This is a genomic window from Nocardioides stalactiti, assembly GCF_014180715.1.
In the GTDB taxonomy this organism is placed as follows: Bacteria; Actinomycetota; Actinomycetes; order Propionibacteriales; family Nocardioidaceae; genus Nocardioides; species Nocardioides stalactiti.
Genome location: NZ_JACEFC010000075.1, coordinates 1 through 22,985, shown reverse-complemented (window position 1 = coordinate 22,985; position 22,985 = coordinate 1). Strand labels below are relative to the sequence as shown.

The following is a 22,985-nucleotide window of genomic DNA, read 5'->3' as shown; positions in this document are numbered from 1 at the left end:
CCCGGGGGCTGCCCGCCGCCGAGGACCACCACCGCGAGGGTCACCGCGAGCCCGCGGACGCCGACGGCGAGGAAGCGGGCCGACGTACGGACGTCGACGCTCTCGCTGCGCACCAGCTCCTGGAGCTCGTTCTGCCAGGCCTGGATCTCGGCGACCGCCCGGCGACGCAGGTCGCGTCCGACGCGCGACAGGTCCTCGGGCGCGGCCTCGATGAGCTGGGAGCCGTACGGCGTCGCGCGCCACGCCGCCGCGGCCCGCGCGGCGGCCTGCTCACCGTGCTCGACGACGAGCGTCTCCAGGCCGGTCTCGATCGCGACCGCGACCCGCTCGGCCTGCTGCGGCTTGCCCTTGATCGCGTTGACGAGCCGTTCGCGCACGAAGCCGACCTTGGCCTCCAGCGAGCGGATCAGCTCGCCGCTGCCGACGAACTCCTGCCAGCGCGAGAGCAGGTCGCCGCGCAGGAGCGTGCCGTCGGTCGCCGACGTCCGCAGCCGCGGGGTGACGATGTCGTACTGGCGGGCGATCAAGGTGCCGAGGTCGCCGATCGCGACCAGCTGCTCCTCGGCGGCGTCGGCGATCGGATAGACCCGCCGGGTGAGGATCCGGATCGAGCCGCCGACCGTCTGGTGGACGATCGCGTTGCGTGCGACGGCGTCGGCGGCGAGCGCCTCCAGCCAGGTGCGGATCTCGGCGACGTGGCCGAGCGGGAGCAGTCCGTCCTCGGTGACCGGGCCCTCCGGGACGCCGAAGAGCGGCGAGTCCTTGAGGCCCCGCGACGCCATCATCCGGGCCAGGTGGCCGGCGACCGTCTCGACCGCGTCGGCCGGTGTCCGGTCGAGCACGAGGGCGACCGAGGTCGAGCGTTCGGCGGCTTGCTTGAGGTACTCCCACGGCACCTGGTCGCTGTAGCGCGCGGCCGAGGTGACGAAGAGCCAGAGGTCGGCGGCGGCCAGCAGCTGACCGGCCAGGATCCGGTTGCGCTCCTCGACGGAGTCCACGTCGGGCGCGTCGAGGATCGCGATGCCCTTGGGCACAGCGGTCGTCGAGACCAGCTGGATGCAGTCGTGGTCGTTGGTCGGGTGGTTGACCCGCTTGAGGTCGGGCAGCAGCCGGTCCTGGCCGAACCACTTCCCGTCGTCGGGGTGGTGCGCGAGGACGGGCGAGCGCGTCGTCGGGCGCAGCACGCCCGGCGCGGTGACCCGGTGGCCGACGAGGGTGTTGACGAGGGTCGACTTGCCGGCGCCGGTCGAGCCGCCGACGACGGTCAGCAGGGGCGCGTCCAGCGACATCAGCCGCGGGATGACGTAGTCCTCGAGCTGGTCGATGACCTGCTGGCGATGCTCGCGCAGCGCGGCGACACCGGGGAGGTCGAGAGGCAGAGCTGCCGCCTGCAGGGCGCCGCGGAGCCGGACCAGCGCGGTCAGCATCTGGCTGCCGGTGATCTCGTCGCCGTCGAGGCGCCTGTGGGACGTGCTCATCGTTGGGGTACCACCTGTCCGGGGAAGGCGAACGCCGGTCGGGTCGCCTGGATACGCGTGAGGAAGTGTTGGCCGCGGGCCTGCCAGTCTTTCGGCGCGGTGCCGCGCAGCAGCCGATGGTGCAGGAAGCCGAGCTCGATCGCGGCCTGCTGATAGTCCCGCATCGCCTGCGCGGCCTGCGCACCACCCTCGGTCCGGGCGTGCTTGCGGGCGATTCGGCGGGCGCGGAGGTCGACCAGCCAGCCGATGTCGGTCGCCGGGATCAGACCGCGCGCGGCGGCGTCGTCGAGCGCCGCCATCAGCATCTGGCGCTCCTTCTTCCGGGTCCACACCGCCAGGCAGATCATGCCGACGAACGCCGGCACCATGAGCACGGCGTACGCCAGCAGGAAGCTGCCGAACCCGAAGACGGTCGAGCCGTTCCAGAGGGCGTGTGCCGCCACGGCGCACAGGTACCCGCCGATCGGGGCGAGCACCCGCACCGAGCGACGGCGGGACATGACCGCGAGGCCGAGGCCCACACCGGTGAACGCCGTGAACAGCGGGTGGGCGAACGGGCTGAAGATGCACCGGATGACGAAGATCGTCGTCACGCCGGCGACACCGCCCGGACCGGTGCCGTCGGTCCCGCCGTACGCCGCCGCGAGGTAGAGGATGTTCTCGGTGAACGCGAACCCGACGCCGACGAGACCGGCGTAGACGAGGCCGTCGAGGATCCCGTCGAGCTCGGCGCGCCGCCACCACAGGAGGAGCAGCAGGAAGAGGCCCTTGCTCGCCTCCTCCGTCAGCGGTGCGACCACCGCGAGGGAGACCGTGTCCGTGATCCCGACGACGAAGCCCCCGACGCCCTGGACGACGAGGGCGGCCAGGGTCGCGACGAAGGCGCCCCAGAGCAGGGCGTAGGACAGCAGCACCTTGGGCTCGGGCTCGTAGCGGTCCAGCCACAGGTAGACGCCGACCACCGGCCCGACGGGCAGCGCCGCGAGCGCGGTGGCGAGCAGCATGATCGCGGGCGCACCGGAGAGCGCGAGGATGAGCAGCATCAGCAGTGCGCCGACGACCACCGCCACGGTCACCACGACCGTGAAGGCGAGGCTGTCGCGGCGGGCTGCAGGCATGGGGCGGAGCCTATCGTTCGGGCCCTCCGTGACCCGATCCGACGCAGGCGGTGCGAGGTACGGTGGACCGCGTGAACTCCGCCGCCGACGAGCCGAAGACCGAGTCCCACGACCCCGCCGTGCCGGAGGCCTACGCCGCCTTCATGCGCACCGGCTGGGACGAGCGTGAGCGCGACGTGGCGCCGCACGCGATCGTGCCCTGGGCCGAGCAGCGACGCTCCCGGCTGGCTGCCGCGTTCCCGGGCGAGCGACTGGTGCTGCCGGCCGGCACCTTCAAGGTGCGCGCGAACGACACCGACTACCGGTTCCGGCCCGACACGGCACACACCTACTTCACCGGCAACCAGACCTCCGACGCCGTCCTCGTCATCGATCCGGACGGGTCCTCCGTCCTCTACGCCCGCCCGCGGGCCGGCCGCGAGAGCGACGAGTTCTTCCGGGACCGCACCTACGGCGCGCTCTGGGCCGGCCGCCGTCCGTCGCTCGGCGAGATCGAGGCGTCGCTCGGACTGCCGGTGCGGCACCTCGACGACCTCGCGGGCGCGCTCGGCACGTCCGCCAAGACCCGTGTCCACCGCGGCATCTCCGCATCGGTCGATGCGCTCGTGCCACCCGACGAGACGCTCGACACCGACCTCGCCCGCGTCGTCTCCGAGATGCGCCTGGTCAAGGACGCGTGGGAGCTCGCCGAGCTCCAGGTCGCGTGCGACGCCACGACCCTCGGCTTCGAGGACTCCGTCGCGGAGTGGGACCGGGTGCTGGAGTTCGGCGAGCGCTGGCTGGAGGGCACGTTCTTCCGTCGGGCGCGCACGCTGGGCAACGACATCGGCTACGACTCGATCGTCGCCGGCGGCTCCCACGCCACCACGCTGCACTGGATCGAGAACTCCGGCCCGATCGTCCCCGGCCAGCTCGCCCTGCTCGACATGGGTGTCGAGGGCCACAACCTCTACACCGCCGACGTCACCCGCACGATCCCCGTCAACGGCGCCTTCAGCCCCCTCCAGCGCGAGCTCTACACACTGGTCCTGCAGGCCCAGGAGGCCGGCATCGCCGCCCTCGAGCCGGGCGTGAGGTTCACCGCCGGCCACGACGCCGCGATGGAGGTCCTCGCCCACGGGCTCGGCGACCTCGGCCTGCTGCCCGTGTCCGTCGAGGAGGCCCTCGACCCCGAGTCCCGCGTCTACGCCCGCTGGACCCTCCACGGCACCAGCCACATGCTCGGCATGGACGTCCACGACTGCGGTCGCGCCGCCCCCGAGTCCTACAAGGACGGGACCCTCGCCGAGGGCATGGTCCTCACCGTCGAGCCCGGCCTCTACTTCCAGGAGGACGACCTGCTCGTCCCCGAGGAGCTCCGCGGCATCGGCATCCGCATCGAGGACGACATCGTCATCACCGCCGACGGCACCCGGAACCTGTCCGAGGCCCTCCCCCGCGACCCCGGCGCCGTCGAGGCCTGGATGGCCCGCCTGCGCGGCTGATCAGCGGGCAGTCAGAGAAAGGCGGTCGGGGGTAATTTCGGCACGCGGCGGTAGTCCTCCGCGTTGAGCACGCCCACCTTCTGCCCGTTGAGCGTCGGGGTGACCCGAAGCTTCACCGATTTTCGATGATCGGCGGGCCGGACGTAGTAGCACGCGTCCGTGTCCGGGCAGTAGATGCAGAAAAGATCGACGGTGGACTTGTCGAGCGGCTTCTTGTGCACACCGTGGCGGTCCGTCCACCCTGTATGGAACTCGGCGAACACGGTGCCGGCCTTGAGAGCCCGGTACTTGACCTGGACGCGACCGAACCTTCCTTCGCGGAAGATGACGAGGTCGAACGGCGCGTGCTCCGTCGCCGGCATCAGGACGATGTAGCCCTGCGAGACCAGGTCGGCGAACGCTTTGGCGACGCCCAGGTCGCCCTTGTCCTTGGTGTGGTGGGGCATGACATCTCCCGAGAGCTGTTTCGTTGGCTTCGGGGGGCATGACGACGATGGACGGCCCGTCCGACACAACACAGCGCTCAGGCCTGCTCGTCGGACCAACCACACGAAAGTGGGATACTCGGCGGCGCTGATGAGCCCCCGTAGCTCAGCTGGATAGAGCAGGAGCCTTCTAAGCTCTTGGCCGCAGGTTCGAGTCCTGCCGGGGGCGCTCAAGGGTGCACTGCTCGGCGCGCCTCCGCTGGGGAGCGCGCCGCGCGGGCGACGATGGTGCTGGCCCCGGGGAGTATGAGCCCCCGGGGCCCAAGACTTTCTCGGACCGACCCTGTCCGGCCGCGTCAGTCGGCGACGTAGGTGTCGATCTCGCCGAGGATGCGGGTCTTCACCTCGTCAGGCGCCCAGGAGGCGTTGACCGCGGCGCGGGCGAGGTCGGCCACGCCGGACTCGTCGAGGTCGAGCAGGTCGGCAGCGATCTCGTACTCCTTGTTGAGCGTGGTGCCGAACATCGGCGGGTCGTCGGAGTTGATGGTCACGATCACGCCGGCCTCGACGAACTGCGGGAGCGGGTGCTCCTCGAGCGAGGCGACGGCCCGGGTGGCGACGTTGGACGACGGGCAGACCTCGAGCGCGATGCCTTCCGCAGCCAGGTGCGCCAGCAGCGCCGGGTCCTGGGCGGCGGAGGTGCCGTGGCCGATCCGCTCCGCACCGAGGTCGCGCAGCGACGTCCAGATCGTCTCGGGGCCGGTGGTCTCGCCCGCGTGCGGCACCGAGTGCAGCCCGGCCGCGCGGGCCCGGTCGAACACGTCCTTGAACTGCGCCCGGTCGACACCGACCTCCGGACCGCCGAGCCCGAAGGCGATCAGCCCCTCGGGCGCATGGTCGACCGCGAACCGCACCGTCTCCTCCGCAGCCGGCAGCCCCGACTCCCCCGGGATGTCGTAGATCCAGCGGAGCACCAGGCCGAAGTCGCGCTCGACGGCGACCCGGGCGTCCTCGATCGCCTCGGTGTAGGCCTCGATCGCCATGCCACGGCCGGGGTCGTGCGGCAGCACCGACGTGTACGGCGTACAGGTGAGCTCGGCGTACCGCAGCGACTGCCCCTCGGCCATCTCTCGGCCGACCTCGTAGGTCAGGTACCGGATGTCCTCCGGGGTCTTCACCAGGTCGACGACCGCGAGGTAGACCTCGATGAAGTGCGCGAAGTCGCGGAACTCGAAGAACCTCCGCAGCTCGTCGAGGTCGCTCGGCACCGTGCCCGGGTGCCGGGCCGCGAGCTCGCTGACCATCCGCGGCGACGCCGACCCGACGTGGTGGACGTGGAGCTCGGCCTTCGGCAGGCCCGCGACGAAGCCGTCGCGCAGCCGGCTCATCGGACCGCCTCCAGGATCTTGTCGGCCAGGTCGTCGACCGAGCGGTAGTCGGTGACCTGCTCGCCGTCGATGAGGACGGTCGGGGTGCCACCCACGTTGGCGTCCTCGGCGGCGGCGGTCGCGCCGGTCACCCAGTCCTCCTGCGCCAGGTCCTCGATCCCGTCGCGGACCTCGGCCTCCTCGGCACCGGCCTCGACCGCGAGGTCGACGAGCTCGTCGTCGCTCAGGTACGGCCCGCTCTCGCTGGGCTGGTTCTCGTAGAGGAGGTCGTGGAACTCCTTGGCGACCTCCGGGCCGGAGGCGTCGAGGACGACGGCGAACGCGTTGGCTGCGCGGATCGGGTAGTCGCCGACCGCGCTGCTGAGCAGGTCGAAGGGCCGGTAGTCGACGAACACCTTGCCGTCGGCCGCGAGCTCGGCGAGCTCCTCGCGGGTCTGCTTCTCCAGCTCGCCGCAGAACGGGCAGACGAAGTCCTCGTAGATGACGACCTCGTGCGGAGCGTCGGCGTCGCCGATGGTGACGCCGAACTCGCTCTGCCCGGCTGCGGGCGCCTCGACGTCCTCCTGGTTGAGGATCGTCACCAGGACGGCCCCGCCGACGATGAGGACGAACAGGGCGGCGACGCCGCCGATCATCAGCATCCGGCGCCGCTTCTCGGCCTGCTGCTGGGCGGCCCGCACCTCGGCGGCCTTCGCCGCCCGGGCCGCGGCCTTGGCGGGGGGAGATGACTTCGAGGACATTCAGCTTCCTTGTTCTACGGGCCGGGGCTCGGCCTCGGGTTCGGGTACGGCGTCACGCGCCGGGAAGAGCACGTTGTCGACGGCCATCCTGGTCCGTCGTACGACGACGAGGTAGCAGGACGCCGCGAGGAGACCGACGTCGCGAGCGATCTCCCACGGGTAGGACGAGGCGGCGTCCTCCTTCGGTCCGCCGCCGCCGAAGCACCCGCAGTCGATCTCGATGCCGCGTGCCCACACCGAGGCGATGCCGATGACGAACGCGACGAACAGCAGCGCCGAGACCACCGCCGCGCCCCGGGTGAACGCACCCGCGACCAGGGCGAGACCGATGACGAGCTCGACCGCGGGCAGCGCCAGGCCGACCGGCTCGACGAGGGAGCCGGGCAGCAGCTCGTAACCTCGGACCGCGGCCATGCTGCCGGCCGGGTCGGTGATCTTGAGCCCCCCGGCGACGATCCACACGCCTCCGGTGACCAGACGGGCGACCAGCCCCAGCCACCCGTGCACCGCCCTGTCCATGGGGCCCCACGTTAGGGCACGGCCCTGAGAGGCAGGTGAGAGCCGGCGGGCGAGCTCGACCGAGCGTCCGGCGCGGTCGGCACGACGGCGTAGGGTGCCCCTCGTGAACGAGCGACTGGTCTGGATCGACTGCGAGATGACCGGCCTCGACCTCGGTGCCGACGCACTCATCGAGGTGGCGGCCCTGGTCACGGACTTCGACCTCAACGTGCTGGGCGACGGCGTCGACATCATCATCAAGCCGCCGGCCGAGGCGCTCGACCAGATGATCGAGTTCGTGCGCAACATGCACGCGACCTCGGGACTCCTGGACGAGCTCGCGGGCGGCGTCACCCTCGCCGAGGCCGAGGACCAGGTGATGACCTACCTCCACGAGCACTGCGGAGCCGACAGCCGCCCGCCGCTGGCCGGCAACACGGTGGCCACCGATCGCGGCTTCCTGGCGCGGGACATGCAGCAGCTCGACGCGTTCCTCCACTACCGGATCGTCGACGTGAGCTCGATCAAGGAGCTCGCGCGCCGGTGGTACCCACGCGCCTACTTCGGTGCCCCGACCAAGCGCGGCAACCACCGCGCACTGGCCGACATCCAGGAGAGCATCGAGGAGCTGCGCTACTACCGCGACACCGTCTTCGTGCCGCTTCCCGGCCCGGACAGCGAGGCCGCCAAGGCTGCGGCCGAGCGCCACGGCGGCTCGATCACCGGGCTCGGCCCGACACGCGCCGTTCCATCCACGGATACCAATTCTGCTCCCGACGCCTGATCCGTCTACACTCCTTCCTGGCCCGGACGCGCTAGCGAACCGGTGTCCATGGTGGGTATAGCTCAGCTGGTAGAGCGCCGCCTTGTGGTGGCGGATGTCGCGGGTTCAAGTCCCGTTACTCACCCCAAGCGCCCGTGAGGGCGGACCGGCCTCTGACCTGGGAAACCAGGTCAGAGGCCGTACGTCTTCGCGATGAGATCCCGCTGGATCCCGCTGGTGCCGCCCACGATGGTGCCGACGACGGCCGCCCGCAACAGGGACTCCATGTCGAACTCGGTCGCGTAGCCCGCGCCGCCCATCATCTGCACTCCCTCGAGACACGCCTGCTTGGCGAGCTCGCTGGCCTTCAGCTTGGCCATGGAGGCCTCGCGGGGCAGCAGCTTCTCGGGGTTGCGGTCGACCTTGCGCGCGACGTCCCGGTAGAGCAGTCGTGAGCAGGTTACCTCGGTGGCGAGGTCGGCGAGACGCTGCGACAGCGCCTGGAACGACCCGACGGGTTGGCCGAACTGCTCGCGCTGCTGCACATAGGCGACGGTCTGGTCGAAGGCACGCTGGGCCATGCCGGTGTAGAGGGCGCCGATGATGACCCGCTCGATGTTGAGGCCGGCGATCAGCTGAGCCCAGGCCTGGCCCTCCACGCCGACGAGGCGCTCGATCGGGACGAAGCAGTCGGCGAAGAAGATGTCGTTGACCTCGCGGCCGCCCATCGTGGCAATCTGGCGAACCTCCATGCCGGGTGTTCCGGCCGGGATCGACAGCATGGTGAGGCCGTCGTGCTTGCCGCCGCCGCTCGAGGTGCGCACCACCACGAGGATGTGGTCGGCGAGGTGTGCGTTCGAGCACCAGGTCTTCTGGCCGTTGACGACGTACCCGCCCTCCACCGGTTCGGCCCGGGTGCTCAGGCTCGCGACGTCGGAGCCCGACCCCGGCTCACTCATCGCGATCGACTCGACGGCGCCGCGAGCAATCCCTCCGAGCACCTCGTGCTTGACCTCCTCAGTGGCGAACTTGCGGTACGTCGCCCCGACGATCGAGGTGATCGCCCAGGTCGTGATCGGCAGCCGGTGCTGGGTGATCTGCTCGATGAAGAGGCACGTCTCGAACAGCTCGCCCCCGGAGCCGCCGTACTCCTCCGGGATGCCGATGCCCAGCCACCCGGCCTCGGCCATCTTCTTCGCGATCTCGTGGCTGTGCGGCTCCTCGTCTCCGTCGGTCAGCGAGAGTCGCTGCTCGCGGGTCGCGCACTCGCGGCCAGCGAAGTCCTTGACGGCAGCGACGAGGTCGCGCTGCTCCGGGGTGAGGTCGCTCATGACGGCATCTCCTTCGGGCCTCAGAAACCGTCGGCGACGCGGACGACCGTGCGTCCGGTGAGCTTGCCGCGAATGATCGCACCGAGCGCCGGGCCCACGTCGCGCACGTCGATCTCGGTGACCAGGTCGTCCAGGTGGCGAGGACTCAGGTCGGTGGACAGCCGCTGCCACAGCGCACGACGCGTCTCGATGTCGGCTTGGACCGAGTCCATGCCGAGGAGTGCCACGCCGCGCAGGATGAAGGGGAGGACGGTCGTGCTGAGGGCAGGTCCTCCGGTGAGCCCGCTCGCAGCCACCGCTCCGCCGTACTGCAGCGTGCTGAGGACGTGAGCCAGGGTGTCGCCGCCGACGCAGTCGACGGCACCAGCCCACTGCTCCTTGCCCAGGGGGCGCGAGAGAGCACTCGGGTCCTCGGGCAACCGTCCGACGACCGAGCCGGCGCCGAGGGCGGCGAGGAGCTCGGCAGCCTCGGGCTTGCCGCTCGAGGCGACGACGTCGTACCCGAGGGACGACAGCAGGTCGACGCTCACCGAGCCGACACCGCCGGAGGCGCCGGTGACCAGGATGCGACCCCGGTCGGGCGTGACGCCGTGGTTCTCGAGGGCAGCAACGCTCATCGCTGCGGTGTAGCCGGCGGTGCCGATGGCGACGGCTTCCCTCGCGGACAGGCCGTCGAGGGGCACGACCCACCCGGCCGGAACGTGGGCCAGCTCGGCGTACCCGCCGTCCTGGCTGATGCCGATGCCGTAGCCGTGGGCAAGCACCAGGTCGCCGGACTGGAACGCGGGGTCGCTGGAGGACACGACCTCGCCGGCCAGGTCGATGCCGGGCACCAACGGGTACGACGACACCGCGCCGCCCCCGGGGGTGACCGCCAGCGCGTCCTTGAAGTTCACGCCGGAGTAGTGGACGCGGATCACGACGTCGTCTTCGGGGAACGACGACTCGTCGAGCTTCTCGTGGTTCAGGGTGATGGCGCCGTCGTTCTCGCGCGCGACCATGGCGTTGTACATGTGGATCGCCTTTCGACAGGTGGTTACAGGGACTGGACGTGGATGGGCAGGCCGTCGCGGACCTGGGGGAGGCCCGTCGTCGCCCAGCGGAGCCGATAGCCGACAGGAAGTGACCATCGACTGGTCCGCAACAGCTGGTGCAGCGTGGCCTTGATCTCCATGCCGGCGAAGTACATGCCGATGCACTTGTGGGCCGAGCTGCCGAACGGCACCCACGCGTTGCGGTGGCCCTTGTCCTCGCGGCGTTCCTCGGAGAAGCGCTCGGGGTCGAAGTCGTAGGGGTTGGTCCAGTACTCCGGCATGTGGTGGCTGAAGTGCGGCAGGAGGCCCACGATGGTGCCCTCGGGGATGAACCGGCCCAGCACCTGGGTGTCCTTGACGGCACTGCGGAACAGCATGGGGATCGGCGGGGTCATGCGCAGCGACTCCTTCATGACCAGGTCGAGCGACGTGAGCTGCTGCAGCTCGTCGTAGGTCGCGTGCTGACCGAGTGCCAGCGACTCCGCGCGGCAGCGTTCCTGCCACTCCGGGTTCCTGGCCAGGTGGTAGGCCATCGAGGTCATGGTCGCCGTCGAGGTGTCGTGGGCAGCGAACATGAGGAAGACCATGTGGTTGACGATGTCCTCGTCGGTGAAGACCTCACCGTCCTCGGACTCCACGTTGCACAAGACGCTGAACAGGTCGGTCCCCTCCGACGCCCGTTTGGCGGCGACCAGTCCGCCGAGCTCGGACTCCAGGAGCTGACGTGCCTTGATGCCGCGGGACCACTCGGTGCCGGGCAGGCCGTAGCGGGCGCCCGGCAGCGGCACCCGCACCACCGCGCCCGCGGCGACGACGCAGTCGTTGAAGGCGCTGCCCATGGCTTGCGATCGATCTCCGGCCTCGACGCCGAGGAAGGTCTTCGTCGCCACGTCGAGGGCGAGCTCCTTGAAGGCCGGCGCCGCCTTGAGCTCACCCTGGGCCTGCCAGCGGCCGAGGTGCTCCTCGATGGCAGGGTTCATCCGGTCGAGGTAGCCGATCAAACGGTCACGTGCGAACGCCGCCTGCATGATCCGGCGGTGGAAGAGGTGCTCGTCGAAGTCCAGCAGCAAGACACCGCGGTGGAAGAACCGACCGATCACGGGCTCGTAGCCGGGGCCGTTGGCGAAGGCCTTGTCCTTGTTCTGCTGGATCTCGGTCCACGCGTCGGGGCCCAGGGCCATGACCATCTTGCGACCGAGGCCCCGGCGCCACGCGACCGGGCCGTCCGCTTCGTAGACCTCGCGGAGGTAGCGGTCGGGGTTGCGCAGCAGGGTCAGCGTCTCCCCCACGACCGGGATGCCCCCGGAGTGACCGGGAACGGGCTCCAGCCCGCTCCCTCGGGGCGGCATGGCCAAGGGACGATGCTCACGGGCGCTCATCGCGCGACCTTCTGACGAGTCGATACCGGACGGTTGTGCAGCCGCCGGGGGTCGATGCCGACGCGCTTCCAGCCGGCTGCCGCCCACGGCGTGTAGAGCACCCGCACCGGGAGCCGGTTGAACAGGGGGTTCAGCGCACGGACGACCTTTGCGAAGCGCTGGAAGCTCCGCTCCTTGCGGTCGTCCCAGGGCAGGTCGCAGATCTGCCGCATCTGCGGCGGAACGGTCCCGACCACCACGGTCTGGAGGTAGGCGTTCAGCGGAGCCGACAGGAACCGCCAGACCACCTTGGGCATCCACCGCGGCCCGGGGACACCCTTGCGCAGGTAGCCCGTGGCATAGCGGATCGTCGGGTTGGGGCGGAAGCGCTCGAGCATCGACTCCCAGTAGGCGCAGAACTCCTCGTAGGTCTGGGGCTGGCTGCGGGCGCTGACGCCGTACAGCTCGTACCAGGTCTTGCTCTCCTCGAAGATCTGCGCCTTCTCCGCCTCGGACAGGCGGCGGATGAAGGTGTCGGTCGTGTAGAGGACCTGGTCCACGAAGGTCGCGTGGCCCCAGTAGAAGAGCTCGGGGTTGAGAGCGTGGTAGCGCGAGCCGTCGGCCATCGTGCCCTTGATGTGGCGGTGGAAGTCACGGACCTTGCGCCCCCACCCGTAAGGGTCCTCGCTATAGACGGCACTCAGGATCGGCGGACCGGTGCGCTTTGCTCGCCCGATCGTGTCGGTGAGGAACACCGAGTGGTCCTCGGTCCCTTGCGCGAGCTGCTCAATGGAGTTCTCGGTGCCGGCAACCCGCTGGAACCCGAATAGCTGCGTCCGCCAGTCTCCGAAGAACTTCCAGATCAGCGACTCGGCACCAAGGCTGGGGGCCGAGTCGAGATCGTCGGGAAGGTCGACCGGAAGGGGCACCCCCTCACGGACACCCTGGTCGAACGTGAGCGGGGCCTGTGGGCCGGTCGTCGGTGACATGCTTCAACGCTAGGAACGTCGCCGCACAACCTGAATGACATGAGAAACCTTGGGTTTGATAGTTTCCGCCAGTGACAGTACGCCCAGCCTGGGACTTCCCTCGCAGTCCCACCACCACGCGTGACGTGGTGCAGGTCGGCGCCGCACACGGCATCCCCGAGGTGACTCTCCTGGCCGGCACCGGGCTGACGGTCGCCGCCCTCGAGGATCAGGCCCTGCTCGTGGAGGCGGAGCAGGAGCTGGGAGTCGTCAGGAACCTCATCTGGGAGCTCGGCGACACACCAGGACTCGGCCTCGAAGCCGGGAAGCGGTTCTCCATCGGTAGCGCGGGAGTGCTCGGGTTCGCACTCCTGTCGAGCCTCACCGCGCGTGACGCGGTCAGCGTCGTGGTGCGGTACTCCACGCTCAGCCCTGCCTACGCCGCGCTCACCGTGGAGGAGGATGGGGACGGCGCAGTCTTCCACTACGACGTCTCCCAGGTGCCGGCGGATGTCGTCGACTTCCTGGTCGAGCGCGACCTGGCGGCACTCTCCAACGTGTTGACCATGGTCGCGGGACCGATGCTGGGAACGACAGTCGGGCGGATCGATCTCCCGTTCGGTGAAGACCGCCGACGCCTGATCGCTGAGTTGCTTCCTTCTTTCGAGATCGTGGGTGCGCAAGATCGCACGGCCATCTGGCTACCGGCCGGCGTGCTCGACTTCCCACTCCCCCGGGCCGACCCCCACACCGCGGAGATCTGTGCGCAGCAGTGCGCGGAGCTCATCGAACGTCGACGGTCCCGGCGCGGCATCGCCGCGCAGGTGCGCACCCTGCTCCTTCGTTCGCCCGGAGACATGCCGGAGCTGCCCGACGTCGCGCGAGAGCTCATGCTCAGCGACCGCACCCTCTACCGGCGGCTGGAGGAGGAGGGGACGTCGTTCCGCGACCTGCGCAACGAGGTCCGGGAGGCGCTCGCCACCGAGCTCCTCACCCGCGCCGGACTCACCGTCAGCGAGGTGGCGCGACGGCTCGGCTACAGCGAACCGGCCGCCTTCAGCCGTGCCTACAAGTCCTGGACCGGCAAGGGCCCCTCAGAGGTTCGCCGCACCTGACACCTGGCAGAAACCATCAAGCAGGTGGTCGAAACCGCCATTCTCCGACGGCACTCGACTGCATAGCGTCGTTGCTCCCTGCCCCGTGCCCCACAGGAGTGACCATGACCGACACGATCGACGCCTTGACCGGCGTGCGCTACCACGCAGCCGACGGCATCGGCCGGATCACGCTGGCTCGGCCCGAGGCATCGAACGCCATCGACCTGCCGACGGCCGTCTCCCTGGGACAGGCAGTCAGCCAAGCGGTCATTGACCCGGCGGTGCGCGTCATCCTCATCGATGGTGACGGTCCACGCTTCTGCGCGGGAGGTGACGTGGCGGCCATGGCCGCCGCCGACGACAAGCCGGCGGCCGTTCGTGGGCTGGCGGAGTCACTCGATGCCGTCCTGGTGACCCTCGACGCAACCGACAAGCCCGTCATCGCCGCCGTCAGAGGCGCCGTGGCTGGCGCCGGGCTCGGCATCCTGCTCGCCTGCGACCTCGTCGTCGCCGCCCGCACCACCAAGCTCCTCACGGCGTACACCTCCGTGGGGATCACCCCCGACTGCGGAGTGTCGTGGCTGCTGCCGCGTGCGGTCGGGCAGCAGCGAGCCCTCGAGATGGTCCTGACGGGCAGGCCGCTGTCCGCCGAGGAGGCCCAGGCCTGGGGCCTGGTCACCATGGCCGTGGAGGACGCCGAGCTCGAGGCAGAGTCCGATGCCCTCGCGACGCGGATCGCGGCCCTCCCCCCGTTCGCGACCGGTCAGGCGCGTCGGTTGGTTCGCTCCTCGTGGACCGTCAGCCGCCAGGCGGCCACGGTCGACGAGGTCGACACGGTCACCGAGGCGGCCAGGCGCGCCTTCGCCTGACATCCGACCTCCGACTGGCAGGAAATGTCACGCGGGCGGCCGGTTGCATCATTCAAGCCGCGAGCGGTTCTCCCTAGCGTTGTCGGAAGGTCGGCGCCGCTCGCACCGACCCATCGTCAAGGAGGAAGCGCCATGGTCAAGGCCGACCAGTCGACGACCCCGCCAGAGGTGTCGGGTGCTCCGCTCGGCCCGGACTCGTTGACCTGGAAGTACTTCGGGGACTTCCGGCTCGTCCTGTTCGGGTTCCAGCGGATCTCCGCCACCGAGACCGCATTCCCGGAGATCAGCAGAGGGCTCGAGGAGCACTCGAAGTTCTTCGGGGACGGCTTCGGTCGCGGCGTACGCACGTTCCGGGCCATCAACAAGACGGTGTATGGCCCTGAGTCTGAGCAGCGGGGGGTCGAGGTCCGCGACTTCCACCAGCACGTCAAGGGCGAGATGCCCGACGGAAGCAGGTACCACGCCCTGGATCCGGAGCAGTTCTACTGGATCCACACGACGTTCGTCGACCACCTGATCTACAGCACGGACATGTTCATCCGTCGGCTGAGCTTCGAGGAGAAGGTGCAGATCTTCGAGGAGAGCAAGACCTGGTACCGCCTCTACGGCGTCAGCGACCGCTTCCAGCCCCGCACCTACGAGGAGTTCCTCTCCTACTGGGACACGATGCTGGTCCGCTGCGAGTCGACCAAGGTGCTGAGGTACGGCACGGGGTACCTCGTCCAAGGCATCCCGGCACCCCGACACGTCCCGCGGCCGGTCTGGCGCCTCATCTCCTGGCCGCTGAACAAGTACGCCCACCTCATCTCTGTCGGCTCGATGCCAGCCCAGGTCCGAGCTGCGCTCGGACTGCCATGGACGCCGGCCCAGGAACGCCGCTACCAACGAGCGGCCGCGATCATCCGGCGCCTGAACCCGGTGTTCGAGGCGCTCCCCCAACGTGCCCGGTACTGGCCCGCGGCGATCGACGCCCGCAAGCACCAGCCGAGCGAAAGGACCTCCCGATGATGTCCACCCGCAACCGCCCCCTGGCCACCCCGCCCCGAGGCAGCGGTCTGAAGCCCGTCATGGGCCGCAACGGCGGCCTACCCGTCGTCGGCGACACCCTCACGATCCTTCGCGACCCGCAGGCATATCTGCAGGACGCCTACACCGAGGACGGGCCAGTGGCATGGCGTCGGGCTCTCGGTCAGGTCGTCGTGGCCCTGTCGGGACCGGACGCCTGGGGCGTCGTCCACGAGAACTCGGACAAGGCGTTCTCGCACCGGCTCGGCTGGGACCGCACCATGGGACGGTTCTTCAACGGCTCCGTCATTCTCATGGACTTCGAGGACCACCTGTACCAACGACGCATCATGCAGGCGGCGTTCGGCAGGCCCAGCCTCGTGCAGTACCTCGACAGCATGAACGGGACGATCGACCACGCCTTGGCGGGCTGGCCCGACCAGGGCGAGCTGAAGGCGAACCCGGCCTTCAAGTCCCTGTCGCTGGACATCGCCACGGAAGCCTTCCTGGGCGAGGAGCCCGGCGAAGCGGCCGACCGGATGAACGCAGCCTTCTACGACGTGCTCCTCGCGCTCGGTGCCGTGGTCCGCTTCCCCCTTCCGGGGTCGCGCCTGCACCTCCCAGGAACGCAGTGGTCCCGCGGGATCGCCGGTCGACAGATCCTCAAGCACGAGATCGAGACCCTCATCCCCAAGAAGCGGGCCGGCAACGGCGAGGACCTGTTGTCCGTGCTGTGCCGAGCGACCTCCGAGGACGGGGAGTCCTTCTCGGACAAGGAGATCGTGAACCACATGATCTTCATGATGTTCGCGGCTCACGACACGTCCATGACGACGATGACCATGATGACCTACCACCTCGCGAAGCACCCGGAGTGGCAGGAGCGCTGCCGGGCCGAGTCGCTGGCCCTCGGCCCCCATGCGTCCTACGACGAGATCCAGAGCCTCTCGACACTCGACCTCGTGATGAAGGAGTCCCTCCGGATCACGCCTCCGGTGCGGCAGATGTTCCGAGCGACGGTCAAGGACACCGAGGTACTGGGGCACTTCATCCCGGCCGGAACGACCGTGCTGGTCGCGCCGCACCTCAACCACCACCTGCCTGAGTACTGGACCGAACCGGAGACCTTCGACCCGGATCGCTTCTCCGAGGAGCGCCGCGAGGACAAGGGACACAGATACCTCTACGTCCCGTTCGGAAGCCACGCGCACAAGTGCATCGGCATGTACTTCGCCGGCATGGAGATCAAGGCGACGATGCACCAGATGCTGCGCAGCTTCGAGTGGTCGGTGCCGGACGACTACGAGCTGCAATGGGCCGCGACGGTTCTCCCGACGACCAAGGACGGTCTACCGATCACCGTCTGCCGGCGGGACCGAGCCGAGCAACCGTCGTGAGCCCCGTTGAGCAGCTCCCTGAGGAGGAGACCGACATGTACCACGCCATGGTCGCCCGGGAGGTGGACGGCAAGATCACGCTGGCCCCCGAGAAGATCGACGCGGCGGAGCTCGGCACCGGTGGTGTCCTGATCCGCGTCCAGTACTCGAGCGTGAACTACAAGGACGGGCTCGCCATCACGCCCGGTGGGGGCGCGGTCTCGTCCTACCCCCTGGTCCCGGGTATCGACCTGGCGGGCGAGGTCGTCGAGTCCGACGACGAGCGGTTCCGGCCTGGTGACCCCGTCCTGGCCCATGGCTACGGCATCGGGATCAGCCAGCACGGCGGGTTCGCCGAGCACGCCCGCGTCCCCGCCGACTGGGTGGTGCCGCTGCGCTACCTGACGCCGCGGCAAGCCGTCGGCATCGGGACGGCTGGATTCACCGCGGCCCTCAGCGTGCGCGCACTCCAGGCGGGCGGCGTCGAACCCACCTCCGGCCCGATCCTGGTGACGGGTGCCTCCGGCGGCGTCGGCAGCATCAGCGTCGACATCCTGGTCCGGCTCGGCTACGACGTCGTCGCCTCCACCGGCAAGCCCGAGGCAGCCGACCTGCTCGCCCGCCTCGGCGCCGAGGTGGTCGGCCGGGTGCCGGAGGACGCGACCGAGCTCAAGCGACCGTTGGGCCGCGAGCAGTGGGCAGGCGCGATCGACTGCGTCGGTGGCCAGACCCTGGCCTGGGTCCTTTCCACCGTCCAGCACGGCGGCGTGGTCGCCGCTAGCGGGCTGACCGGAGGCCCCGGTCTGCCCACCACCGTCCTGCCGTTCATCCTGCGCGGCGTCACGCTCGTCGGGATCGATTCCGTCCAAGTGGACATCGCCACGCGTCGTCGTCTCTGGCACGATCTCGAGACCGATCTCGGCCCCGAGTACCTCGACGACCTCGTCCGCGAGGTCGCTGTCCGTGACGTCCAAGGAACCATCGGAACCGTGCTCCGTGGCGAGGCCACCGGCCGCACGGTCGTGCGCGTCGCCGACGGGTTCTGAAGGCCGGTCCTGGGGCGAACGAACGTCGCGACGGGTCCCTGTCCAGGGCCTCGGCAGGGACCGCCCGGGAGGGGACCGGGAGCCGCACGGTGCGGTTGCACCGGTCGGTCAGAGGTGACGAGCGATGAGGTCCTTCATCACCTCGTTGGCTCCGGCATAGATCCGCGCGATCCGGGAGTCGGCCCACATGCGGGCGATGGGGTACTCCTCCATGTAGCCGTAGCCGCCGTGCAGCTGGAGGCACCGGTCGACCACCTGGTTCTGCTGGTCGGTGGTCCAGTACTTCACCATCGCCGCCTTCTTGACGTCGAGCTCGCCGCGCACGTGCTGCGCCACCGCGTCGTCGACGAAGGTGCGGACGACGGCAGCGATGGTGGCGCACTCGGCAAGCTCGAAGCGGGTGTTCTGAAGATCGAAGAGCGGCTTTCCGAACGCCGTGCGGGACCTGGTGTACTCCAGCGTCGTCTCGACAGCGGTCTCGATCACCGCGGCTGCGGTGATGCCGCACAGGAGTCGCTCCTGGGGCAGCTGCTCCATCATCTGGAAGAAGCCCTGGCCCTCCTGCGTCCCGAGCAGGTTGCCCGCCGGCACGCGTAGGCCGTCGAAGAAGAGCTCCGCCGTGTCGGAGCCGCGCTGACCGACCTTCTTCAGCACCCGTCCGCGCTGGAAGCCAGGGGTGTCGTCCGACACCTCGGCCACGATCAGCGAGACCCCCTTGGCCCCGAGACCGGGGTCGGTCTTGGCGGCGATGATCACCAGGTCGCAGTTGTAGCCGCTGGTGATGAACGTCTTCGCCCCGGAGATGACGTACTCGTCCCCCTCGCGGATCGCCCTGGTCGTCAGGCGCTGCAGGTCCGACCCGGTTCCGGGCTCGGTCATCGCGATGGCGCCGATCCACTCACCCGATGCGAGCCGGGGCAGCCAGCGCCGCTTGTTCTCCTCGCTCGCGTAGGCCAGCAGGTAGTGCGGCGCGATGCCGCAGTTCACGGCGACCTGCATCGTCGAGTCGCCTGCTCGTGCCTGCTCGGTGATGAGCACGGCCTCGTGGGCGAACGTGCCACCGCCGCCGCCGTACTCCTCGGGGATGGACATGCACAGCAGGCCGAGCTCCCCGGCGCGCCGGTAGACGGCCCGATCGGCGTGGCCCTGGGCCACGAACTCGTCGAGGCGGGGCGCGATCTCCTTCCCGAAGAAGTCACGGGCGAGCTCGGCGACGGCGCTGAGCTCGTGGACGGAGGATTCTGCGGTGGTGCTCATCTCATTCCTTCTCTTGGGGGACCTGGGAGTGGCATCACCACGTGCTCGGTGGCGAGGAACCACTGGACCTCGGCGAAGAGGTCGGCCTCGAGCGCCGCGAGCGCGGCAGCCTCGGAAGATGCGAAGGCCGCCTTCTGGGCGGCGACATCGTCGAACCACAGCTCGGCAGCTCCGTCCCACGGCCAGGCTCGAGAACCTTGGAGGGCGTGGTTCTGCCGGTAGCCGCGCAGACCGGGCAGCCTGACCGCCAGCGCTGCGACCTCGGACCGCCACGCCCGGTAGCACTCCTCCGGTGTCATCTCCGGGCGCCGCCGCACGACGCCGACGAGCTTGATCACGTCATCTCCCACATGAGCTTGCGCAGCACTTCGAGGGTCTCCGAGGTACGAGCCGACTCCCGCCAGCTCACGTCGAAGGAGAACGACGTGGCCCCAGCGGCGACCAGGTCGCCGAGCCAGTCGGCGTACGACGGCTCGGCCACCTCCCGGGCGGGCCCGGCCACGCGGACCACGATGTCGAGACCAGCAGGATCGCGTCCTGAGTCAGCGCATCGGTGCTGCAGGTCGCTCACGTCGGCCCTCAGACGGGCGGCGTCCGGTCGGCCTCCGGGAGTCGAGACCGCCCACCCGTCGCCGTAGGTCACGATCCGCTCGAGCGCCTTCTCCCCCGCGCCGCCGATGAGGATCGGTAGCCGCGCCTGCACGGGGCGCGGATGCAGCTCGACGCCGGCCGGCACCTCGAACGGACCGTAGGCTCCCGGTTCCGGCGAGCCTGTCCACCCGGCCCGCAACAGCGCCAGCCCACCATCCATCCGCGCGCCCCGGCGGCGGAACGGCACGTCGAGCGCGTCGTACTCCTCCTCGAGCCAGCCGATGCCGGCTCCGAGCGTGATCCGGCCACCGGAGAGCCGGTCCAGGGTGGCGACCTGCTTGGCCAGGAGGAGCGGATGGCGCAGCGGCAGGATCGCGACCGACACCCCGAGGCCGATGTGCGAGGTGGCCGCGGCCAGATAACCCAGGGTCGTGGTCCAGTCGTACCAGTCCGCGTCGGGCGGCAGGAAGAACCGGCCGTCCTCGCTGAAGGGGTAGCGCGACTGCGAGTCGCGGACCAGCAGCGCGTGGTCACTGACCCAGATCGTGTCGAAGCCCAGGTCCTCGACCATGCGGGCAGCCGTGTCGTACGACGTGCCGCGGGGCGGGCTGGGCGGCAGGTGGACTCCTGACCGGACCATCAGGCGGCGCCCCGTTCCTTGCGCGCCATCAGCGCCGCGCGCCGACAGAGACAGACGAGGGTGCCGTCCTGCTTGAAGGTGCGGTGCTCGAAGCGGACGATGCCGGCGTCGGGCCGCGACTTCGACACGCGCTTGGACAGGAACCGGGTCTCCACCCGGAGCGTGTCGCCCACGAAGACCGGAGCCGGGAAGCTGACCTCCTCGAACGCGAGGTTGCCCAGCGTGGTGCCGAGCGTGGTCTCGGTGACGGGGATGCCGACGGTGAGACCCATCGTGAAGATGCTGTTGACGAGCAGCTGCCCGTACATGCTCCCGGCCGCGAACTCGGCGTCCAGGTGCAGCGGCTGGGTGTTCATGGTGAGGGTGGTGAAGAGCAGGTTGTCGGTCTCGGTGACGGTGCGCCGCAGGTCGTGCGTGATCACCGCTCCCTCGATGATCTCTTCGTAGTACAGGCCGGCCATCAGGCTTCTCCGTTTCGTTCCAGGACCGCGAGCGCGGTCTTCACGTGTGCGATGTCGATGTGCTCGCCCTCGAAGTCGACGGCGCCGAGTCCGCGATCGGCTGCCGTCTCGTACGCGGCCACCAGGCGACGGCACCGATCGAGATCGGCCGGCGTCGCGCCGTAGACCTCGTTCACCGTCCGGCAGTGCGAGGGATGGATGAGGAGCTGGCCGCGGAAGCCGAGGCGGCGGTTCTGGAGGGCGAACCGCTCCAGCCCGGCGAGGTCGTCAAGGTCCTGCCAGACCCCGACGAGCGGGTGCCCGAGGCCGGCCGCACGGCACGCCAGCACCGCACGACTGCGGTAGTAGATCGTCTCCAGCCCGTCGGCGGTCCACTCGAAGCCCAGCTCGCGCTCGACGTCTCCCCCGCGGGCGACGGCGCTCTGCAACGACCGGACCCGGGGCGAGGCCGTGGCGAGGCTCTCGCAGTGGGCGACGGACTGCGCCGTCTCCAGGGAGGGGATCAACCCGACCCGCCCGGACACGCTCCCGAAGGAGGCCTGCTCGGCGGTGTCGACCAGGGCGCTGAAGGCACGGACGTCGTCGGCCGTGCGGATCATCGGCAGCAGGAGGGCGCCCAGTCCGTCCACGACGCAGGCAGCGAGATCGTCCTCGGCCAGGCCGGTGTCCAGCGCGTTCGGGCGGACCAGGGCGCCGACCTCGGGGTGGTGGGTGCGCAGCCACCGGATCGACTCCGCGGCCTGCACCCGGGCCCGCTGCTTCTCGGCGTCGGGCACGGAGTCCTCCAGGTCGAGGATCACCGCGTGCGCGCCGGCGGCGACGGCCTTCTGCACCCAGCCCTCGCGGTGCGCGGGGACGAACAGGTACGACGCGAGCGGACTCACGACGCCACCTCCACCTGCGCGGCCGCTTCGGCGACCACGACGTTGCGGCAGGTGCCGACTCCCTCGACCCGGGTCTCGAGCACCTGACCTGCGACGAGGCACTCGTCGGTCGCGGCGCCCACGCCGCCGGGCGTCCCGGTCAGCAGCACGTCGCCCGGCTCGAGGCGGGTGAACTGGCTGACATAGCTGACGATGTCGGCGGGCGCGAAGACCAGGTCCGAGGTCCGGCCCTGCTGGCGCACGACTCCGTCGACCAGGCACGTGACCTCCAGGTCGCGGGCGTGGTCCACCTCGTCGGGGGTCACCAGCTCCGGGCCCAGCGGCGTGGTCGCGTCGAACGCCTTCCCGGCCAGCCACTGTGTCGTCCGGCGCTGCCAGTCCCGCATCGAGACGTCGTTCGCCGTCGTGTAGCCGCCGATCGCGGCGAGTGCCTCGGTCGGACTCACCCGGTACGCCGGTGCGCCGATGACGAGGGCGAGCTCGGCCTCCCAGTCGACCTGGGTCGAGGCGCCGGGCAGCGGGAGGTCGTCGTACGCGCCCGCGAGGGTGCTGGCGAACTTGGTGAACAGGGTCGGGTGGGTCGGCCGCTCGCGCCCCATCTCGGCGATGTGGTCGGCGTAGTTGAGGCCGACACAGATGACTCGGGCCGGCGCTGGGGAGAGCGGCGCGTGGTCGGCGCCGGCCACCGGAAGCCGGCCGATGCCTTCGGCCATCCCGGGCGGGTGATCGAACAGGTCGGCGATGCCGGTGCGCGCGTAGACGACGTACTCGTCGCCGTCGCGGCGAGCGAGCCGGGTGCTGTCGAGCCAGCGCAGCGTGGCCCACCTGGTCATGCGTCGTCCGCCTCGATGGACAGCAGGACCTGCGCCGGGGCGACCGTGTCGCCGACGGCGACGTCGAGCGCGGTCACCACACCGTTGCGGCCCGCGCGCAGGGGGTTCTCCATCTTCATCGCCTCGAGCACGCACACGACCTGATCTGCCTCGACCCGGTCTCCCACTGCGCAGCCGAGCGTGACGATGGTGCCCTGCATCGGCGAGCGGACGATCCCGTCGCTCGACCCGACGTCGGCACGGCCGGTCGCCGACTGCAGGACGACGTGGGGCGGCGGTTCTCCGCCCGGCATCCAGTAGGTGCGGCCGTTGACGGTCGCCAACCGGCGCGGCGGCAGACC

Annotated in this window: 24 protein-coding genes and 2 tRNA genes; 9 read left to right on the top strand and 17 right to left on the bottom strand. The window is 70.0% G+C overall.

Annotated features, from left to right (window positions below; genetic code table 11):
- Positions 1-1,478 (bottom strand): dynamin family protein (locus tag H0487_RS14885; RefSeq protein WP_183095012.1); only part of this gene is annotated, 1,478 nt, incomplete at its 3' end.
- Positions 1,475-2,596: a PrsW family intramembrane metalloprotease gene (locus H0487_RS14880; RefSeq protein ID WP_183095011.1), complete on the bottom strand. Its 1,122-nt coding sequence runs from the start codon at positions 2,594-2,596 to the stop codon at positions 1,475-1,477. The genes H0487_RS14885 and H0487_RS14880, both read right to left, overlap by 4 nt.
- A gap of 71 nt (positions 2,597-2,667) precedes the next feature.
- Between H0487_RS14880 and H0487_RS14875 the strand changes: the two genes are divergently transcribed.
- A complete protein-coding gene (locus H0487_RS14875) occupies positions 2,668-4,080 on the top strand; it encodes an aminopeptidase P family protein (RefSeq protein ID WP_312855957.1) in 1,413 nt (470 codons plus the stop codon).
- Between the two features lie 11 nt (positions 4,081-4,091).
- Here H0487_RS14875 and H0487_RS14870 read toward each other — a convergent pair whose 3' ends face one another.
- Positions 4,092-4,526, bottom strand: coding sequence for a group I intron-associated PD-(D/E)XK endonuclease (locus H0487_RS14870; RefSeq protein ID WP_183095010.1), 435 nt, complete (start codon positions 4,524-4,526; stop codon positions 4,092-4,094).
- 134 nt (positions 4,527-4,660) lie between these two features.
- Between H0487_RS14870 and H0487_RS14865 the strand changes: the two genes are divergently transcribed.
- A tRNA-Arg gene (locus tag H0487_RS14865) sits at positions 4,661-4,734 on the top strand.
- Positions 4,735-4,861: 127 nt separating this feature from the next.
- Here H0487_RS14865 and H0487_RS14860 read toward each other — a convergent pair.
- The 3 genes from H0487_RS14860 to H0487_RS14850 are packed head-to-tail and all read right to left on the bottom strand — an operon-like array spanning position 4,862 to position 7,152.
- Positions 4,862-5,893, bottom strand: coding sequence for an adenosine deaminase (locus H0487_RS14860; RefSeq protein ID WP_183095009.1), 1,032 nt, complete (start codon positions 5,891-5,893; stop codon positions 4,862-4,864).
- Positions 5,890-6,633 carry a DsbA family protein gene (locus tag H0487_RS14855; RefSeq protein ID WP_183095008.1) on the bottom strand — a complete coding sequence of 248 codons (744 nt, stop codon included), beginning with the start codon at positions 6,631-6,633 and terminating at the stop codon, positions 5,890-5,892. The genes H0487_RS14860 and H0487_RS14855 overlap by 4 nt, the downstream gene beginning before the upstream one ends.
- Entirely contained in the window at positions 6,634-7,152 is a 519-nt protein-coding gene (locus H0487_RS14850) for a MauE/DoxX family redox-associated membrane protein (protein WP_183095007.1), read from the bottom strand.
- A gap of 103 nt (positions 7,153-7,255) precedes the next feature.
- On the opposite strand from H0487_RS14850, the gene orn reads away from it, so the two are divergent.
- A complete protein-coding gene (gene orn, locus H0487_RS14845; RefSeq protein WP_183095006.1) occupies positions 7,256-7,915 on the top strand; it encodes an oligoribonuclease in 660 nt (219 codons plus the stop codon).
- Positions 7,916-7,966: 51 nt separating this feature from the next.
- Positions 7,967-8,042: transfer RNA gene (locus tag H0487_RS14840), tRNA-His, on the top strand.
- A gap of 43 nt (positions 8,043-8,085) precedes the next feature.
- On the opposite strand, the gene H0487_RS14835 is transcribed toward H0487_RS14840, so the two are convergent.
- The 4 genes from H0487_RS14835 to H0487_RS14820 are packed head-to-tail and all read right to left on the bottom strand — an operon-like array spanning position 8,086 to position 12,606.
- Positions 8,086-9,225, bottom strand: coding sequence for an acyl-CoA dehydrogenase family protein (locus H0487_RS14835; RefSeq protein WP_183095005.1), 1,140 nt, complete (start codon positions 9,223-9,225; stop codon positions 8,086-8,088).
- Between the two features lie 20 nt (positions 9,226-9,245).
- A complete protein-coding gene (locus H0487_RS14830; protein ID WP_183095004.1) occupies positions 9,246-10,238 on the bottom strand; it encodes an acrylyl-CoA reductase family protein in 993 nt (330 codons plus the stop codon).
- 23 nt (positions 10,239-10,261) lie between these two features.
- On the bottom strand, positions 10,262-11,608 hold the full coding sequence (locus H0487_RS14825) for a cytochrome P450 (protein ID WP_183095017.1): 1,347 nt from the start codon (positions 11,606-11,608) through the stop codon (positions 10,262-10,264).
- Between the two features lie 26 nt (positions 11,609-11,634).
- Positions 11,635-12,606 (bottom strand): oxygenase MpaB family protein, encoded by a 972-nt coding sequence (locus H0487_RS14820; protein WP_183095003.1) that lies wholly within the window; start codon positions 12,604-12,606, stop codon positions 11,635-11,637.
- Between the two features lie 71 nt (positions 12,607-12,677).
- Between H0487_RS14820 and H0487_RS14815 the strand changes: the two genes are divergently transcribed.
- The 5 genes from H0487_RS14815 to H0487_RS14795 all read left to right on the top strand — a co-directional run bounded on the left by H0487_RS14815 (position 12,678) and on the right by H0487_RS14795 (position 17,978).
- Positions 12,678-13,700: an AraC family transcriptional regulator gene (locus H0487_RS14815; RefSeq protein WP_183095002.1), complete on the top strand. Its 1,023-nt coding sequence runs from the start codon at positions 12,678-12,680 to the stop codon at positions 13,698-13,700.
- A gap of 104 nt (positions 13,701-13,804) precedes the next feature.
- Positions 13,805-14,551 (top strand): enoyl-CoA hydratase/isomerase family protein, encoded by a 747-nt coding sequence (locus tag H0487_RS14810; protein ID WP_246383627.1) that lies wholly within the window; start codon positions 13,805-13,807, stop codon positions 14,549-14,551.
- 132 nt (positions 14,552-14,683) lie between these two features.
- Positions 14,684-15,559: an oxygenase MpaB family protein gene (locus H0487_RS14805; RefSeq protein ID WP_183095001.1), complete on the top strand. Its 876-nt coding sequence runs from the start codon at positions 14,684-14,686 to the stop codon at positions 15,557-15,559.
- Positions 15,556-16,953, top strand: a complete 1,398-nt coding sequence (locus tag H0487_RS14800; protein WP_220793437.1) for a cytochrome P450 — start codon at positions 15,556-15,558, stop codon at positions 16,951-16,953. Before H0487_RS14805 ends, H0487_RS14800 begins: the two co-directional genes overlap by 4 nt.
- Positions 16,950-17,978: an acrylyl-CoA reductase family protein gene (locus tag H0487_RS14795; RefSeq protein WP_220793436.1), complete on the top strand. Its 1,029-nt coding sequence runs from the start codon at positions 16,950-16,952 to the stop codon at positions 17,976-17,978. Before H0487_RS14800 ends, H0487_RS14795 begins: the two co-directional genes overlap by 4 nt.
- A gap of 108 nt (positions 17,979-18,086) precedes the next feature.
- Here the strand turns inward: H0487_RS14795 and H0487_RS14790 are convergent, their stop codons facing one another.
- The 7 genes from H0487_RS14790 to H0487_RS14760 form a co-directional block, all read right to left on the bottom strand.
- Entirely contained in the window at positions 18,087-19,235 is a 1,149-nt protein-coding gene (locus H0487_RS14790; RefSeq protein WP_183095000.1) for an acyl-CoA dehydrogenase family protein, read from the bottom strand.
- The gene (locus H0487_RS14785; protein WP_220793435.1) at positions 19,232-19,573 is read right to left on the bottom strand and encodes an EthD family reductase; all 342 of its coding nucleotides are present in this window, start codon (positions 19,571-19,573) and stop codon (positions 19,232-19,234) included. The genes H0487_RS14790 and H0487_RS14785 overlap by 4 nt, the downstream gene beginning before the upstream one ends.
- Positions 19,570-20,466 (bottom strand): TIGR03619 family F420-dependent LLM class oxidoreductase, encoded by an 897-nt coding sequence (locus H0487_RS14780; RefSeq protein WP_183094999.1) that lies wholly within the window; start codon positions 20,464-20,466, stop codon positions 19,570-19,572. Before H0487_RS14780 ends, H0487_RS14785 begins: the two co-directional genes overlap by 4 nt.
- Positions 20,466-20,927, bottom strand: a complete 462-nt coding sequence (locus H0487_RS14775; RefSeq protein ID WP_183094998.1) for a MaoC family dehydratase — start codon at positions 20,925-20,927, stop codon at positions 20,466-20,468. Before H0487_RS14775 ends, H0487_RS14780 begins: the two co-directional genes overlap by 1 nt.
- Positions 20,927-21,811 carry an HpcH/HpaI aldolase/citrate lyase family protein gene (locus tag H0487_RS14770; protein ID WP_183094997.1) on the bottom strand — a complete coding sequence of 295 codons (885 nt, stop codon included), beginning with the start codon at positions 21,809-21,811 and terminating at the stop codon, positions 20,927-20,929. The genes H0487_RS14775 and H0487_RS14770 overlap by 1 nt, the downstream gene beginning before the upstream one ends.
- Positions 21,808-22,644, bottom strand: a complete 837-nt coding sequence (locus H0487_RS14765; protein ID WP_183094996.1) for a fumarylacetoacetate hydrolase family protein — start codon at positions 22,642-22,644, stop codon at positions 21,808-21,810. The genes H0487_RS14770 and H0487_RS14765 overlap by 4 nt, the downstream gene beginning before the upstream one ends.
- On the bottom strand, positions 22,641-22,985 hold a 345-nt coding region (locus H0487_RS14760), incomplete at its 5' end, for an acyl-CoA carboxylase biotin carboxyl carrier protein subunit (protein WP_183094995.1). The genes H0487_RS14760 and H0487_RS14765, both read right to left, overlap by 4 nt.